Annotated in this window: 17 protein-coding genes; 8 read left to right on the forward strand and 9 right to left on the reverse strand. The window is 39.8% G+C overall.

The features are described 5' to 3' along the window. The first annotated feature begins 15 nt into the window (after nucleotides 1-15). Together dnaB and ACYVRA_RS07125 are read left to right on the forward strand one after the other, a co-directional pair. Nucleotides 16-1,386, forward strand: a complete 1,371-nt coding sequence (gene dnaB, locus ACYVRA_RS07120) for a replicative DNA helicase (protein ID WP_461252053.1) — start codon at nucleotides 16-18, stop codon at nucleotides 1,384-1,386. A 54-nt stretch (nucleotides 1,387-1,440) separates the two neighbouring features. Then, nucleotides 1,441-1,737: a late competence development ComFB family protein gene (locus tag ACYVRA_RS07125; protein ID WP_461252054.1), complete on the forward strand. Its 297-nt coding sequence runs from the start codon at nucleotides 1,441-1,443 to the stop codon at nucleotides 1,735-1,737. Nucleotides 1,738-1,819: 82 nt separating this feature from the next. Here ACYVRA_RS07125 and ACYVRA_RS07130 read toward each other — a convergent pair whose 3' ends face one another. The 6 genes from ACYVRA_RS07130 to ACYVRA_RS07155 form a co-directional block, all read right to left on the reverse strand. Next, nucleotides 1,820-2,434 (reverse strand): CpXC domain-containing protein, encoded by a 615-nt coding sequence (locus tag ACYVRA_RS07130; RefSeq protein WP_461252055.1) that lies wholly within the window; start codon nucleotides 2,432-2,434, stop codon nucleotides 1,820-1,822. 12 nt (nucleotides 2,435-2,446) lie between these two features. Then, on the reverse strand, nucleotides 2,447-3,793 hold the full coding sequence (rseP, locus tag ACYVRA_RS07135; protein WP_461252056.1) for an RIP metalloprotease RseP: 1,347 nt from the start codon (nucleotides 3,791-3,793) through the stop codon (nucleotides 2,447-2,449). A 121-nt stretch (nucleotides 3,794-3,914) separates the two neighbouring features. Then, nucleotides 3,915-4,292: a hypothetical protein gene (locus ACYVRA_RS07140; protein WP_461252057.1), complete on the reverse strand. Its 378-nt coding sequence runs from the start codon at nucleotides 4,290-4,292 to the stop codon at nucleotides 3,915-3,917. An 89-nt stretch (nucleotides 4,293-4,381) separates the two neighbouring features. Beyond that, nucleotides 4,382-4,993, reverse strand: coding sequence for a hypothetical protein (locus ACYVRA_RS07145; RefSeq protein ID WP_461252058.1), 612 nt, complete (start codon nucleotides 4,991-4,993; stop codon nucleotides 4,382-4,384). After that, nucleotides 4,993-5,484 carry a type II toxin-antitoxin system RelB/DinJ family antitoxin gene (locus ACYVRA_RS07150; protein WP_461252059.1) on the reverse strand — a complete coding sequence of 164 codons (492 nt, stop codon included), beginning with the start codon at nucleotides 5,482-5,484 and terminating at the stop codon, nucleotides 4,993-4,995. The genes ACYVRA_RS07145 and ACYVRA_RS07150 overlap by 1 nt, the downstream gene beginning before the upstream one ends. A 240-nt stretch (nucleotides 5,485-5,724) precedes the next feature. Continuing rightward, on the reverse strand, nucleotides 5,725-6,102 hold the full coding sequence (locus tag ACYVRA_RS07155) for a hypothetical protein (protein ID WP_461252060.1): 378 nt from the start codon (nucleotides 6,100-6,102) through the stop codon (nucleotides 5,725-5,727). Nucleotides 6,103-6,308: 206 nt separating this feature from the next. On the opposite strand from ACYVRA_RS07155, the gene ACYVRA_RS07160 reads away from it, so the two are divergent. The 6 genes from ACYVRA_RS07160 to ACYVRA_RS07185 all read left to right on the forward strand — a co-directional run bounded on the left by ACYVRA_RS07160 (nucleotide 6,309) and on the right by ACYVRA_RS07185 (nucleotide 11,051). Beyond that, nucleotides 6,309-6,770, forward strand: coding sequence for a FliG C-terminal domain-containing protein (locus tag ACYVRA_RS07160; protein ID WP_461252093.1), 462 nt, complete (start codon nucleotides 6,309-6,311; stop codon nucleotides 6,768-6,770). Beyond that, nucleotides 6,767-7,141 (forward strand): hypothetical protein, encoded by a 375-nt coding sequence (locus ACYVRA_RS07165; RefSeq protein WP_461252061.1) that lies wholly within the window; start codon nucleotides 6,767-6,769, stop codon nucleotides 7,139-7,141. Before ACYVRA_RS07160 ends, ACYVRA_RS07165 begins: the two co-directional genes overlap by 4 nt. 17 nt (nucleotides 7,142-7,158) lie before the next feature. Continuing rightward, nucleotides 7,159-7,662, forward strand: coding sequence for a FliG C-terminal domain-containing protein (locus tag ACYVRA_RS07170; protein ID WP_461252062.1), 504 nt, complete (start codon nucleotides 7,159-7,161; stop codon nucleotides 7,660-7,662). Continuing rightward, complete coding sequence (locus ACYVRA_RS07175) at nucleotides 7,659-8,156, forward strand: hypothetical protein (protein WP_461252063.1); 498 nt, start codon at nucleotides 7,659-7,661, stop codon at nucleotides 8,154-8,156. The genes ACYVRA_RS07170 and ACYVRA_RS07175 overlap by 4 nt, the downstream gene beginning before the upstream one ends. A 21-nt stretch (nucleotides 8,157-8,177) precedes the next feature. Then, nucleotides 8,178-10,625, forward strand: a complete 2,448-nt coding sequence (locus ACYVRA_RS07180; protein ID WP_461252064.1) for a leucine-rich repeat domain-containing protein — start codon at nucleotides 8,178-8,180, stop codon at nucleotides 10,623-10,625. A 198-nt stretch (nucleotides 10,626-10,823) separates the two neighbouring features. Then, the gene (locus tag ACYVRA_RS07185) at nucleotides 10,824-11,051 is read left to right on the forward strand and encodes a hypothetical protein (protein WP_461252065.1); all 228 of its coding nucleotides are present in this window, start codon (nucleotides 10,824-10,826) and stop codon (nucleotides 11,049-11,051) included. Nucleotides 11,052-11,128: 77 nt separating this feature from the next. On the opposite strand, the gene ACYVRA_RS07190 is transcribed toward ACYVRA_RS07185, so the two are convergent. The 3 genes from ACYVRA_RS07190 to ACYVRA_RS07200 form a co-directional block, all read right to left on the reverse strand. Continuing rightward, nucleotides 11,129-12,799, reverse strand: coding sequence for a DUF4116 domain-containing protein (locus ACYVRA_RS07190; RefSeq protein WP_461252066.1), 1,671 nt, complete (start codon nucleotides 12,797-12,799; stop codon nucleotides 11,129-11,131). 134 nt (nucleotides 12,800-12,933) lie between these two features. Beyond that, nucleotides 12,934-14,604 carry a DUF4116 domain-containing protein gene (locus tag ACYVRA_RS07195; protein ID WP_461252067.1) on the reverse strand — a complete coding sequence of 557 codons (1,671 nt, stop codon included), beginning with the start codon at nucleotides 14,602-14,604 and terminating at the stop codon, nucleotides 12,934-12,936. Between the two features lie 120 nt (nucleotides 14,605-14,724). Next, complete coding sequence (locus ACYVRA_RS07200; protein ID WP_461252068.1) at nucleotides 14,725-15,261, reverse strand: hypothetical protein; 537 nt, start codon at nucleotides 15,259-15,261, stop codon at nucleotides 14,725-14,727. Between the last annotated feature and the right edge of the window lie 243 nt (nucleotides 15,262-15,504).

Genomic DNA, 15,504 nt, shown 5'->3' on the forward strand with positions numbered 1-15,504 from the left:
AAGGAAAACGCCGCAGTGGCACAGTCAATAAGGGATAAAACGCCTCCTCATGACGATGAATTGGAACAGGCGGCTTTAGGCAGCCTGTTGGCGGATAACGAAGCCGTATCCGCCGCAATTCAGTATCATCTCAGCTTTAACGATTTTTATTCCCGCGCGAATTCCCGCATCTTTGAAGCCATCATGAGTCTTGATTCAAAAGGACTGCGTCCCGATATTCAGACCGTAGTTCAGGAATTAAAACAACATGGGAAACTGGACGAGGCCGGCGGCGCGTCCTATGTTTCAAGCCTGACGACGGTTATTCCCTCAAGCGCGAATATTGAATATTACGCGCAGATGGTAAAAAACTACTCCGTAAAAAGGGAGCTGTTAAACATAGCGTCGAGAATCGGGGTAAGCGTATACGATGAATCAAGAGGAGCCACGGAATTACTTGAGGAAATTCAAAAGGATATTTTTAAAATAAGCGATGAAAGGCAGGTTTTTTCATCCAGAAAAATCGGCGAAGTGTTAAAAGAAACAATCGCAATCCTTGAAAATGTTATTAAGTCCAAAAATCCGATAAACGGCATTTCAACAAGCTTTGAAGAACTGGACCGGCTGACATCCGGTTTTCAGCGTGAGGAGTTTATTGTAATTGGAGCGCGGCCTTCCGTAGGGAAAACAGCCCTTGCGTTGAATATGGCTTCAAATATTGCTTTTCATCAAAAAATACCTACCGCGTTTTTCTCACTTGAAATGTCAGGCATTGCGCTTGCTCAGCGTATAATAAGCAGTGAGGCTGATGTCAGGGCGCAAAATTTAAGAAGCGGATTTTTGGCTACGGGGGAGTTTAAAAATATAGTGGATATAATGGGCCTTTTGTATGATGGGCCGTTATACATTGTCGATATGCCAAATATGGATCTTGTAGGCCTTCGCACGCAGGCGAGAAAACTGCGTACCCAGCAGCAGGTGGAGATAATATTTATCGATTATTTAGGGCTTATTGCCGGAAGCTCCCATTTAAAGCGTTTTGAGCAGATTAATGATATTTCACGCGCCTTAAAAAGCCTCGCGCGAGAACTGCATATCCCGATAGTTGTTCTCTGCCAGTTAAACCGCGACGCCCAATGGGAAACCCCGACTTTGGCGAATTTAAGGGATTCAGGCTCTATAGAACAGGATGCGGATTTAGTGTTGTTTTTACATAGGGAACAGTCAAAAAAGAATAAAAAGGGTAAAGAAGATGAAAAACCTGTTTACAGCGACAAAATCCCGACGGATCTGATAGTGGCAAAGCAAAGGAATGGCCCGACAGGCATAATTAAACTGGAAATGATCGCAAAATACGCTAAATTTACGCCTGCGCCAAAAGACAATAATACAGAACAAATTACTTGAAAAAAAATAATATTTTTGATATAGTTAAGATATATTTACAATAGAGGTGGGAATATGGGGCTTTTAGAAGAATATGATTTTGATTTATTAAAGAACGAAGCTGAGATTTTGGTTATACGCGAAGTTGAGAATCAGCTAAAAGACGGACATGAAGACATGTGCCGTTGTAATGAATGTATCGTAGATATTGCCGCAATCGCGTTAAATTCGGTTAAACCGTTGTACCGTTTTTCACTGCTGGGCGCCCTTTACGCGTCTCAGGCGATGACGGAACAGTCTTACGCGGACAGCGTAAAAAATGCGGTTTCGCAGGCAATAAAGAAAGTAAAGAAAAATCCGGCTCACGATTAACGTATTACTCTGTAACAACTAAATATTCTCAAGAATATCCTTTGCGCCTTCGCGTCTTTGCGAGAACTTCTTTTCCGATATTTTATTTTAACGCGTCAGGCCGCAATAGGTTTTGGACTGACAGATAAGAGCGGACTCGAAGCTGCGGGAAAATTCCGCTTTTCGGATTCTTTTTGTAATCGGTAAGAAATTTATTGTACAGTTCCTGGGGGATTCGCATTACGGCGACTTCTCCCCGCCTTATTCCGTCAAGATGAAATTCTATGCCGCCTGAACTGTTTGAGTGATACCATGCGTTTATTTCCTTGTCAGGATAATTTTCCGCCGCTTTATCTAAAAGGAATGATTTTAAAGTTTCTATAACGACGGGTTCAAGACCGTCGTTTATTACGGCAAGACGGTCAGCCATTTCCGGGTAACTTATAATGGTTTCAAATTGATATTTTTCTTTTTTATTACGGTAGAACTCGCCGCGGTCAAGTTCGGGGAGTACCCGCATTGTTAAATTCTTAGATTTCCATACAATAGTGATAGGATATTCAGGCTTGTTTTTTTTATCGCAATATGTGCATTTATAACTCATAAACGTTCCGCTTAAAATATCCGTCAGGGTTTCAGGCTTCTGATCAAGATCAATTTCTTCTTCATAATCAATTAAAATATTATTTCCGCACAAACATGTAATGTTTTTTTTCATTCCCCCTCCGTCTTAACGCCTGACAAAATAAAGGATGTCCCCAAACAGCGCAAAAGCCATCAATGTAAAAATAATTACGGTTCCGCAAGTTTGAAAAATAGAGATTGCTTTTGGGTGCGCCGGTTTTCTTCGGATAATTTCAACAAGGAAAAGGATAATCATGCCTCCGTCAAGAATTGGCAAGGGCAGCATATTCATTACGCAAAGGGCGATGGAGATAAGCGCGATAAAGTCGATAAAATACCTGAACCCGGTCGCAATGCTCTGCCCAAAACCCTGAGCCGCCATATCCCCCATCATGTAAGTTATACGCACAGGTCCTGATACCGCCTTTGTAAGATCAATTCCCTTAAAGAGCAACTTTAAACTTGTAACGGAGATCGCTAGAGTTTTATACCCTTCTTTAAAACCTTTTGCGACAGCCTGCGGAATTGAAAGATTCGGAGTGCGGTAATTTATTGTTTTCCATGAAATGCCAATATCGATTTCCGGGTCGCTAATGTCCAATAAAACCTTCTCGGTAGAACCGCTTCGGGAAATTTCCAAATCAAGATGATCGGGCTTCTGTTCCAATATTTTCATTAGATCAACAGTGTTCCGCACGGGCGCATTGTTCGCGGCTATTATTTTATCGCCGGGAAGCAAACCCGCTCTTTGCGCGGGACTGCCCTCCGCCACGCTGTCTATTACGGTATCCGTCCAAAAATAAACGCCAATTTTTCCTGCCCCGCTTGATTTGTCAAGAGCGGGCGTTACGCGCAAACTAATAATTTTTCCATCTCTGTCTACAGTTATGGGCAGATTTTTTTCCGCGTTTACGGCGATATTTTCCTGCACTTCATGGTAATAAGAAATTTCATTGCCGTTGATATTGATAATTCGGTCGCCCGTCTCCAATCCCGCCTTATCCGCAGGATAAACTTCATTGGTAAATTCCGAGGCAAGAACAATTCTGTTATCAAGGGTTTTCATTTCAAAACCAAAGCCCCAAAGAAAGCAAAGAAGAATTATCGCAAAGAGCAGGTTGAATAAAGGGCCGCCTATGGCGACGAGTATTCTAGCCGCCGGGCTTGCCGCAAGGTAGGAGCCTTCTTCCGGTTTTATCCCCTTGTTGGTATTTTCCCACGCTTCGTTGTAATCGGTCTCCCCTTTCATTTTGCAGTATCCGCCAACAGGAAACATTCCAAGCCGGTATTCCACAGCTCCTATTTTCTTTTTTAAAAAGGGCTTCCCCCACCCGATAGAAAACGCCTCAACATCAATCTTTACAAGACGCGCCGCTAAAAAATGTCCAAGTTCGTGAAAAAAAACTACAATCCCTAAGCCGAATAGCCCCAACGCTATTTTCAGTATAAACATGGATATATGATAACATATTTTAAGAATTTATTCCAGAAGAGTTCACACAAAGAACACAAAGGAAGAGAAGATCACAAAGAAGAATCAGGGGGTTGTTGTCCTAAGGCTATGCGTGGGCTGATCAAGTACGTCCGGCTTTTTCGTTGGGGAATAACATCTTTTCTATTGTTGCCCAATCAGCGTAGGAAGAGTTTCCCCTATCCTCAATTAGCGGGCAGCCCAATGCGGCGTCGTCTATATATAAATCCGCGTATACTTTTGGCGATTGCGTCCATTTTTTTTGTTCGGGGTTTTGATTCACGCCGTAAAGGGGAATGTCATTTTCCTTAAACCAGTTTACGGCTTCCTGTAATTCAACTCCGCTTCTCATGGTGTTCAAAATAAGCAAATGATTCGCCGCGACCAGTTTTTTAAGTACCGGAACAGCCCCTATGTCTTTCCCGATTTCAGGATATTCATGAGTAACGCAAGTGCCGTCAAAATCTATGGCTATTATCATTTTATTTACTTAAATTTTATATAATATTTGCGGAAAAGTAAATCAGTGCGTTAACGCACGGTTTTACGGTTTTGAAATTTGGGTAGCAGCTACTGGTGCGTACCTATTGAACGCTTAAAAATATTTACTTGCGTCTTTAATAAAACAGCTTCAGAAATAATGTATTCCAGAATTGATTTTGCCAGATACTTTGTATGGGCGTTACTTTTGTCTCGCGGTATACGGTTTCCGGCGCTGTCCTTAACCCATAATTCAAAGTGCCAGTAATTGACCCTTGTCGGCTTATGAGAGAATGAAAGGATATGCGTTTCCCCATTAAAATCAATTTCTTGACGATCCAATTTTGCCGCCGCGAGATAAAGCGGAAAGGCTGTTTCCTGATAAAACTGTATTTCATCAGCCATCAATTCCGGCAATTCATTGTTCCAATCGGCATACAGCGCGGCATCGTTTACACGGATGCCGATATGCCGCTCTTCAAAGTAACCGTACAAAAAAGTTGAAAGATCGAAAACTTCACGCAATGACGGTTGGGGAGCAATCACTAAAGGCAGAATATCATCCGGTTCATAACCTTGTTTTGTAAGGAACTGATACACGTCTACCGTTGTTTCGCGCACTAACGCGTTATCCCTGACATCATCATTTTTCAAAATTGGGTAAGTTTGACGGGAAAGAAGTATTTCCGGGTAACGCGCCACTAAAAACTTCCCAATGTTTCGGGGATACCGCCCAGATTGCAGTCTTTGACAAAAAGCTTTCCGTCTTTTCTGGTTAAAATAAAAACACTTTCAGGTTCATCAAAGTTATAGTCAAGGATGTAATCCTTGCCTTTATAATTTAGCCTAACCTTCACCGCTCTTTCCTGAAAAGCTATACGCATATTTTCATTGACAGCGCCGAGATTTTCTATAGCCCGGAAAAACGGTTCGGTCTTGGCTATATCGAAATCGTTCTTGCCATTGACGGATTTGTACCGTTTCATCGCGTCAACAATAGCTTCATTTTCCGTTGTCTCAATATCGGTTTTATGGGTTTCCGGCACGGTCAGCGCAAACGGTATCCCGCCCCGCATTACGGATTGTCTGAGGAATAGATTTATCGCTTCCGACATGGTTATGCCAAGTTTGTCAAAAAGCGCTGTAGAATCGTTTTTTGTCTGATCGTCAGTTCTTACCTGTATAGTAGGCATTTAAACCTCTTAACAAATAAAATAGTCATTTTTTCATCATTTGTCAATACATTGTAGCTAATATTGCAGTACAAAAGCGAGTATTACCATAAAAATGCTTCCAACCGTTCCTTCGCTTGTTGAATCTTAACCTTAAAAAGTGAAAAAATATCTGTCGTGTCTTTTATTTGCGCCGTCAAAATCTACTCCTTATAAAAAGTTAGTATAAAATTATACAACAACGCAGTACAGCAAAAATCCTCAAGTACGTCCGCCCTTCGCTTCCGGGAATAACATCTTTTCTATTGTTGCCCAATCCGCATAGGACGAGTTTCCCCTATCCTTAATTTGCGGGCAGCCCAATGCGGCGTCGTCTATATATAAATCCGCGTATACTTTTGGCGATTGCGTCCATTTTTTTTGTTCGGGGTTTTGATTCACGCCGTAAAGGGGAATGTCATTTTCCTTAAACCAGTTTACGGCTTCCTGTAATTCAACTCCGCTTCTCATGGTGTTTAAAATAAGCAAATGATTCGCCGCGACCAGTTTTTTAAGTACTGGAACAACTCCTATGTCTCTCCCGATTTCGGGATATTCATGAGTAACGCAAGTGCCGTCAAAATCTATAGCTATTATCATTTTATTTACTTAAATTTTATATAATATATGCGGAAAAGTAAATCAGTGCGTTAACGCACGGTTTTTATTTTTTTACGGAAAAAACAGTGCGTAAACGCACGGTTTTACAGTTTAGTATTTTTATTGACAAAACCGCAATTTAATAGTAGTATGAAATAAACATACAAGGAAGGTATATATTTATGAGTGAAGAAATGAAAACGGTTATGACTGTATATTTGCGCGATAAAAAGCTAGAATATTTCGTGATAAGTTATCATAACCCCGAAAATGCGGATTTTTATTGTAGAACCATAGAAGATCTTGACCCTAAAGACGGGTCAAAAGTTTTCGCAAAAGTAATAAATGCGGAGACCGAATATAAATTAAGTGATTTTTATTTAACTTTTGATGTTTTCTTAACAATGACTGACGCAGCAATACAGAAAGTGCTAAGAGAGGTTGATTCTCAGGAACTCGCGAAAGCCCTAAAAGCAGCAAATAAAGAATTGCAGGATAAGATTTTCGGGAATATGTCAAAAAGAGAGGCATTAATGTTACAAGAAGATATGGAATATATGGGACCGGTTCGGTATAAAGATGTTAGAGTCGCTCAGGAAAAGATTTTAGACATTGTAAAAAAATTAGAGGCTGACGGTGAAATTGTGTTTGAGGGGGAAACAGCATGAAACGGGAAGAATTTTCAACGAAATATTGTGAAACGGTAAACCGGGCAATTGAACTTTCTAAAAAGTTCAAAAACCACGGAGTTTGGGCATTGAGATGCGATTTAAACGATAAAATGGTCAATAACAGGGACATATTTGAATATGGCTTGCAGTTGGTTATTGATAATAATGAAAGTGAATTTATCGACAAAGTGCTGTCAAACATTATTGAACAGGAAAAAGACGAATACGCGCGGACGCTGAAGAGAATTCAAAAAGAAGCCGTTCTCATGATTCAGAAAGGAACAAAACTTAGGTTGATACGCACCATGCTTAATTCATTTACGGATTTTAAGTTAGACGAACCTTGTGAAAAATCTTCCAATGTATAATCACAAAGGAGATATTGATGAATGATGAAATGAGCATGGTTATGACCGCATATTTGCGCGATAACGAGCTTGAAAAATTCAAAATAAGTTATCATAAATGCGACAATGCGGATTTTTATTGTAAAGCCATAAACGATCTTAACATTGAAGGTGAATTAAAAGTTGTTGCCAAAGTAATAAAGGCGGACAGAGGATATTCATTGTCTAATTTTTTAAAATTACCTTTTGATATTTTAATATATCTGGATGACAGAGCAATACAGAAAGTGATGAGATGGGCTGATGCCAAGGACCTTGCATTAGCCTTAAAAATAACAAGTAAAGAAGTGCAGGATAAAATTTTCAAAAATATGTCAAGAAGGGCCGCTTCTATGTTAAAAGAAATGATGGATGACATGGGGCGGGTTCGAATATCAGATGTTAAAACCGCTCAGGAAAAGATTATAGACATTGTAGAAAAATTAGAAGATTCCGGTGAAATCGTTTTTGCAAGATGGTATGAAGAGGAGTTGGTAGTATGAACCGAAAAGAATTTTCCAAAAAGTATTGTGAAACGGTAGAACGAACAATTGAAATCTCTAAAAAGCTCCAAAAAAAAGTTGTCTATAAGAAGTACGAAGAAAAAGTTCTGGCCGAAATCGCAGATAAAGAAGATTATTATTGGGATTTAAGTAATGAATTTGACGAAAAAACAGTCAATACAAGAGATGTATTTGAATATGGCTTGCAGTTGATTGTTGATTGTGATGAATGGGATCTTGAGGCTGATTATAATATAAGGGAATTTATTGATAAAACGCTCTCAAACATTATTGCATTGGAAAAAGACGAATACGCGCGGACATTAAAAAGAATTCAAAAAGAAGCCGTTCTTATGATTCTGGAAAGAAAAGAACCTCGGTTGATACTTCCCATGCTTAATTCATTTACGGATTTTAAATTAGACGAACCTTTTGAAAAACCTCCCAAAGACTCTCTTGATGACTCTCTTGATTTTGATATTTTAAAAGATTAAAAATCACAAAGGAGGTTATTCGTGGAAGACAAGGAAATTAAAATGGAATCTTTTATCACTAAAGACGGGATAGAAAGAAAAGCGGAATTGGAAGACATACTTCCTTTAATTGAAGAGTGGGGGCTTCAATGGGTTTTTATGGCTGACGATTCTTCCGATGTTGATCTGGCGGGCGCCCTGGCGTTTACGACAGATGAAATAAAGAACATGGCTTACCGCAATGTGTCGCGGCGAATCCGCAGTCAACTTGAGGAAGGCATTAAATATATTGAGTCCTATTATAAAAAAAATGACGGTTATCTGCGGAAACAAAGGGCAAAATTAATATCCTATATCGGAGAAACACAAGGATGGAACTTTTCTCTTCCAGAGGATATTGTCTGGAGGAAGACGAAATCTGAAAAAGATATGTCTCCTGTTGAAAAATTAATAAAAGAAATTGAAGAAGCGCGCGATTCCGAATCAGGACGGCTGTGTATATATGACCTTGATAAATTTTCGAATGATGACATACGCGCCGCGTTTGAAGCGTTTCAAACTCGGCGGAATGAATTGCAAAAGATAAAAACCTTAGATATAGATACGGAACATTTGCCTGCCTTCGCCTTGCTTTTTGAAACAGGAGCAATTGAGGGGCTGGGGATTTCCGGTGAATTCAAAGGAACATGGCCGTTATTTTTGGAAAACTGCCGGACATTAAAATCGATCAGCCTAAACATATACGCAAATAAAGGAGCGGCCGAATTTCCATCATGGATACGCAATGTTGTTTCCTTGCAGTCTCTCTCTATTAACAAGGGATTATATGAAAGCTTAGGCATTGCGAATATTCCCGATTGGATTGGCGAGATGCAATCTTTAACGGAGCTTAGTATCGATTGTCATCATAAGAATTCAATAACATTACCCGACAGCATTGGCAACTTAAAGAATCTCACAAAACTCTACATTTACTATTTTGAGGCGGAAAAACTGCCCGATTTTATTGGCAGTCTTTCTTCCTTAAAGAAGCTCTACTTGAATGACTGCAAAAATTTAAAGACATTGCCCGATAACATAAGTAATCTGACAAATTTGGAGGAATTCTATTTGTACGGAACTTCTATGGAAAAATTACCGGACAGTATTGGCGCTTTGATAAATCTCACTGATCTTTCTTTATGGACCAATGAAAACATAAAATGTCTTCCCGACAGCATTGGCGCTCTAAAGAACCTCGCCAGACTTAATATTAGCAGCCTTGGAATAGAAAAACTTCCCAACAGCATTGGCGATTTGTCATCCTTAACGGATTTTATATTAGCCAGTTGCGAAAACTTAAACGCGTTACCAGATACCATTGGCAAGCTGAAAAATATGGTGAAATTTTATCTTGATGACACTCCTCTGGAAAAACTGCCCGACAGCATTGGCAATCTTGCCAATTTGTCTGAACTCACCCTAAGCGGAACTAAAATAAAATGCCTTCCCGACAGCATTGGCGCTCTAAAGAAACTGGTCAAACTTGATCTTTGCGATTCAGCGATAGAAAAACTCCCCTGTACAATAATAAACTGCCCCTCTCTGGAATGTATAAGCGCATACAAAACAAATATCAATTCATTTCCCGATTTTACGCATACAAAAATTAACTTCTTACAGTCAATTGAAATACTGCCCGCAAAAAACACTTTTTCCTACCGTACTTTTTGCAACTGTTATTTCAAACTTGCCCAAATCATATTACAGTTTAATGACAAAGCAAGACGCGAAGGCCTTTTGGCGCTTGAAGATGAAATATGTAATTATTATGATGATTTTTTCATTCAGGGAATCAGGCTTGTGGTTGACGGAACGGATGCGGAGGCGATTAAACATTTACTTATGTTATCAATTGAACGCGAGCATGGCTATTACAAAAAGAAGCTGATGGAAATCGCCTTGGAAGGGATTATGGACATTCAAAGCGGTACAAAAGCAATGCTCATTGTTTTTAAACTTGCCACGCTGGTTGACATAAAAAACAATCCCCTGAACACGGCCATCGCGAAATACTTTATGGGCGACATTGGCGCTCTTAACAATATTGATTTTAAATCGGCAATACAGCCGGAAGATGAACGCGAAGAAGTACGGTTTATAAAACGCGCCATGAATTTGTGTGAAACGGCGCGCAGGGAAGGCTTGCTTGCCCTTGACAAACTCCTTGATCAAGACGGCATAGAGGCAAGAGACGTTTTTGAATGCGGGCTTCCCATGGTAATTGACGGCTGGAAAACAGAAGATATAGACACAATGCTTAACGGGCTGATCGCCCTTGAAACCGATCCCGTGCAAAAAAATATCGCTATCGCAAAAAAAGACGCAATTAAAATGATCCAAAGCGGTGAAAATCGGCAGATAATATTAATGACCTTACTGTTTTATTTTGATGACAGCGTTAAAGAAGAGATCATGTCTCAATTTGATCCATATGACATTTACTTATAGGATTATATCCTAACGAAAATTTGAGATTATGAGATTGTGCAAGAGCAATATGATATATTTCCGATATATTATAAAAGACGAGGAATGCTATTTATGAAAATTCGTTTTTCTTGGGAAATCCAAGATGGAAAGCTTTCGTTTGATACTGGCCGTCTGGTAATCTATAATGGTTACTCTTTCCACGCCAATAATCCGAGCATGGATCACAACGACTGTATCGGCGCGCTTGCGTCTAAGATGAAAATGGACAGGGCGAGTCTGCTGGGCAAAGCCTACCGCTTCTATTGGAGGCGTCTTGGTCAAGACGAGTTACTAGTCAGTCCTGTACGAAAAATCGACGAAGACTGGGTCAGCGGCCATGAAGACGAGTTCAACGAGGCGATAGATCGGGAGTTCGGCAGAAAAAATAAAAAAAAGGTTAATTAAATTAATACTGCCAAGCATAATTGTGACTGACACTTAGCGAGACATCTTTATTTCCCCAACAAGCATTTTCTTATATTTCATGATGGCATCCACACTTCGCCGCTTTTCTTCAACGCCGCGTGCACCTTGGCTTTCAGTTTTTTCGGCAAATTTTGAAACATATATACATTGCGTTTTACCGCTTCAACATATAGTTTCAAAGTCAGGAACTTTTTCGGTATGTATTCAATCACGTCGTCTTCAAAAGTATTACATAACGCTTCAAGGCACAACTGTTCGGTCTTGAATTTTTCCGGAACAAATATTAGCGCGTTACCGTCCTGCCGTACCGCTTCAAGGCACAAAGCTTCGGTCTTGAGTTCTTCCGGAACATATTTAAGCGCCCTGCCTTCTTGCCGTACCGCTTCAAGGCACAAAGCTTCGGTCTTCAATTCTTGCGGAACATATTCAAGCGCGCTGCCGTCCAGACGTACCGCTTCAAGGCACAATTTGGCGGTCTTGAGTTTTTCTGGCGCGTATTTAAGTTCTCCGCCCGACCTCCGTACCGCTTCAAAACATAATTCCTCGGTCTTCAGTTTTTCAGGCACAAATTTAAGCGTATTCTTATGATTTTTGATTCTTTTATCCGGCATGCCACCCTGCAGAACCGCCTCAAGGCACATTGGCGCGGTTTTTAATTCTTGCGGAACATACCTAAGCGCCATACCTTCCTTCCGTACCGCCTCAAGACACAATTCCGCAGTTTTTAATTTTTCAGGCACATATTCAAGAGCCATGCCTTCCTTCCGTACCGCTTCAAGGCATATTTCCTCGGTTTTCAATTCTTCCGGAACATATTCAAGCCTCCATCCGTCCTGCCGTACCGCTTCAAGGCATATTTCCGCAGTCTTTAGTTTTTCAGGCACATAATCAAACGCCATATCATTGTAATGATCATCGTGTAGCCGTACCGCTTCAAGGCATATTTGTTCAGTCATAAATTTTTCAGGCACAAATTTAAGGACATGATCCTCATTATAATAATGATTATTAAAGGGATGCCGTACCGCCTCAAGGCACATCTGCTCGGTTTTTAACTCTTGGGGAACACATTCAAGGATATATCCGTCCTGCCGTACCGCTTCAAACAACAGAGCTCCGGTTTTCATTTTTTTAGGCGCCACCATTATGCTGACGGCATTCCGTCTTACTCTTTTGAGCCAGTATTCTTGTGAATACCAGTAATCAGGATAACCCGGTTCGTCAATATCAGGTTCGACAGGTTTTTTCGAATCTCTGGCAAGCCACATTCTGACGATTGGCTCTAAGTCGGTCTTTATAATTTCGTCCCTTGCCGCGATTGCCTGACGTGCCGCGGTATCATTGTTTTCAAAAACAAAGTATTCTCTGCCATAAAGAGTTGTAACCCATCTTAAATCTTCTTTTTTTTTAAATAGTTCCTTATATGAATAGCGTGTTATTCTTTCCCCCTTTTCTTTATCCCCTCCATGTTCCATGGATACCAGCAAAATCCAAAGGGATAACTCTTCTGCCGCGCTAAGAATCGGTCTGCTCATGCCCCATGCGTAATAACCCTTGTTTCTCATGTCTTCTGTTGAACTTTGTATTTCAACCTTAAAAGGGCTTGTTTCGGTTACTTCGTAATATTCTGCCATAGGACTTTCAATATTTATCATTGACAAGGTTTTAAGGAATTTATCGACAATTCGCGAGGTTCCGTTTTTGAAGAAAACGGTACAGTAATTCATTGTGGTAAGATTCTTCCCGTTAGTAAGAAATCCTTCTTCTTGGGTAATTTTTTTATTTGATTTTTCTTGTTTATTTTGCTTCCTCCTTTTAGACTACCATAAGAGTAGCTGCTATTTGATTTTTATAGTATACCTTAGAAACATGGGGTAAATCCTACCGCCCCGTAAGTTGCTGCCGGCTCGTGACGTTCTTTTTTTAATGTTGTTCTGATGTGTTTTATAATTTTCCATTGAGCGTCTTCTACATCTTTATCACTAATCTGTCCCATTTCTTTCATTAGCTCTTTTATGGAAACAACTCTTTCTTTTGTTAATTTTCTAAATATCCCTTCAACTATCGCGCTGTCAACGCCTTTTAATGCTTTCGCAAGATCGTTATTATCCGCGTCTCTTAACGAAATTTTAACTTCATTTTCACTTAACATAACAATATCTTCAAGAACAGACGTCCTTTTAACAATTTCATCGGCAAGATCGGAATTAATGCCTTCCATTTTATCAATTATTTTGTTAAAAATGTCCCTGTGCGTAAAGTTTATAATTGAGATTATACTGTCGATACCGCCTTTTGCGGGATCATTTTCATTTGATAAAAATATATTTTTTTCCGCTAATAATGTTTTAATAAACAATAATTGATTTGGATTTATTTCTTTCATTTTTGAAATATTCTCAATAACGGAATTTTGCGTGTTAATTAATAATGTTTTAATATAGTTTAATTGATTTGGATCTATTTCTTCCATTTTTGAAATAATCTCAATAACGGAAATTTGCGTGTTTATATTAAGCCTCTGAAAAAGTCCAGCGGCTTTATTAACCTGCATACAAATAAGTATTTGGGCGATAATTTCCGGTTTTTCATCCCTAATTTTATTGTAAAGCTGTTCAATACTTTGGATTTTAAAGCACGTCTGCGCGACCTCCAATTCTTGGGGAACATATTCAAATGCCCTGCCGTCCTGCCGTACCGCCTCGAGGCATATTTCCGCAGTCTTCAATTCTTCCGGAACATATTCAAGCGCACATCCTGCCTTCCGTACCGCTTCAAGGCACAATTCCGCAGTTTTCAATTCTTGTGGGACATATTCAAGCGCCCTGTCGTCCCTCCGTACCGCCTCAAGGCATAAAACTTCGGTTTTTATTTTTTTAGGCGCCACTATTATGCTGACGCCGTTTCGTCTTACTCTTTTGAGCCAGTATTCCTTGGAATACCAGTAATCAGGATAACCCGGTTCGTCAATATCAGGTTCAACAGGTTTTTCCGTATCTCTGGCAAGCCACATCCTGACGATTGGCTCTACATCGGTCTTTATAATTTCGTCCCTTGCCGCGATTGCCTTACATTCCGCAGTATCATTGTCTTCAAAAAAAATATATTCACTGCCGTGAAGAGTCGTAACCGTTTTATTTAAATATTCTACTCTTTTAAACAGTTCCTCATAAGAATAACCTGTTATTCTTTTCCCCTCTTCATTCGCTTCGCTTTGTTCCATGCATACCATCAAAATCCAAAGGGAGCAATCCTGTGCCGCACCAATAATTGATAAGTTCATACCCATGCCTCCTGTTGAACATTGTATTTCAACCTTAAAAGGGCTGGTTTCGGTTACTGTGTATTCGTTTTCATGTCCCCAATCCTGTAAACTTTCCCGCAGGGTTTTAAGGAATTTTTTGACAATTTTCAAGTTTCCGTTTTTGAAGAAAACGGTATAGTAATCTATGGAGGTAAGACGCTTCTCGTTTGTAAGAAATCCTTCTTCTTGGGTAATATTTTTTATTTGATTATTTTTATTCTTATTCATAATAAAATATATAAAATTTAAGTATTTAATGTAAACCCATGTGAACGCGCGGTTTTACTTTTTTTTCAAATTTTTTGCGAGGTTGGGGCAAAAACCGTGCGTTAACGCACGGTTTTCAATTTATTTAATGATAACCATTGGCACTACAATAGCGGCAACAAGCGCCACCAACAGCGGTAAAATTGTCGAGAACAATTTATCCCTCCAATCGGAAGTTGCCGCTTTGCCGATATTTATCAAGAGCCAGCGGAAAACCCAGCCAACTAAATATCCTACAAACGCGGACGGTATCCTAAGGAGAAGTTTTACAATTGAAAAGGAGTTATGCATCACAAGTAATGAAATTACTTCAGCGCCGACAAACGCAATTATGGAAATAATTAAGAATTTCATTAAAAAGCCGCCGCCTACTCCGGACGCTCTTCTCCTGTCTTCATCAGTCTCTTGATTGATTTGTAGATACGCATCACATTTTTCCTGTGTAGGTTTACCCCGGCCCAGTTCAGCCGCTTTACTTCCGGTATTCGCGGTGCATTGATAGCTATAGTCACTGTCATTACTGATTTTCTTTAAATACTGACAAGAACTGCACCGGTCATCTGGGCATTTGTTGAACCTATAATCACCAACACTCCAATACTTATACGCCTCTGCCATAATTTACCTTCGCGTTTTAAGTCCGCATGACTATTACGTTTCTTTAACCGTTCAACGAACAGTTTTTTTAATAGGGAAATTATGTCATAACGGTAAATAGCGGAGTAGAGTGTGAACGCACGGTTTTGCTTTTTTTTTGCGGGTTTAGGGTAAAAATAGTGCGTTAACGCACGGTTTTTTGGGGTGAGGGGAGGAACTTGACAGAATAAAGATTATAATAAAAATACGGGATGAAAAATCTAC

The organism is Treponema sp. R8-4-B8 (assembly GCF_054786175.1).

What these genes read in the sequence shown, in the direction of transcription:
- ACYVRA_RS07125 (WP_461252054.1), top strand. Translation starts at nt 1,441, where the DNA reads ATGGGGCTTTTAGAAGAATATGATTTTGATTTATTAAAGAACGAAGCT.
- ACYVRA_RS07130 (WP_461252055.1), bottom strand. Translation starts at nt 2,434, where the DNA reads ATGAAAAAAAACATTACATGTTTGTGCGGAAATAATATTTTAATTGAT.
- rseP (WP_461252056.1), bottom strand. Translation starts at nt 3,793, where the DNA reads ATGTTTATACTGAAAATAGCGTTGGGGCTATTCGGCTTAGGGATTGTA.
- ACYVRA_RS07140 (WP_461252057.1), bottom strand. Translation starts at nt 4,292, where the DNA reads ATGATAATAGCCATAGATTTTGACGGCACTTGCGTTACTCATGAATAT.
- ACYVRA_RS07150 (WP_461252059.1), bottom strand. Translation starts at nt 5,484, where the DNA reads ATGCCTACTATACAGGTAAGAACTGACGATCAGACAAAAAACGATTCT.
- ACYVRA_RS07155 (WP_461252060.1), bottom strand. Translation starts at nt 6,102, where the DNA reads ATGATAATAGCTATAGATTTTGACGGCACTTGCGTTACTCATGAATAT.
- ACYVRA_RS07160 (WP_461252093.1), top strand. Translation starts at nt 6,309, where the DNA reads ATGACTGTATATTTGCGCGATAAAAAGCTAGAATATTTCGTGATAAGT.
- ACYVRA_RS07165 (WP_461252061.1), top strand. Translation starts at nt 6,767, where the DNA reads ATGAAACGGGAAGAATTTTCAACGAAATATTGTGAAACGGTAAACCGG.
- ACYVRA_RS07170 (WP_461252062.1), top strand. Translation starts at nt 7,159, where the DNA reads ATGAATGATGAAATGAGCATGGTTATGACCGCATATTTGCGCGATAAC.
- ACYVRA_RS07175 (WP_461252063.1), top strand. Translation starts at nt 7,659, where the DNA reads ATGAACCGAAAAGAATTTTCCAAAAAGTATTGTGAAACGGTAGAACGA.
- ACYVRA_RS07185 (WP_461252065.1), top strand. Translation starts at nt 10,824, where the DNA reads ATGGATCACAACGACTGTATCGGCGCGCTTGCGTCTAAGATGAAAATG.
- ACYVRA_RS07190 (WP_461252066.1), bottom strand. Translation starts at nt 12,799, where the DNA reads ATGAATTACTGTACCGTTTTCTTCAAAAACGGAACCTCGCGAATTGTC.
- ACYVRA_RS07195 (WP_461252067.1), bottom strand. Translation starts at nt 14,604, where the DNA reads ATGAATAAGAATAAAAATAATCAAATAAAAAATATTACCCAAGAAGAA.
- ACYVRA_RS07200 (WP_461252068.1), bottom strand. Translation starts at nt 15,261, where the DNA reads ATGGCAGAGGCGTATAAGTATTGGAGTGTTGGTGATTATAGGTTCAAC.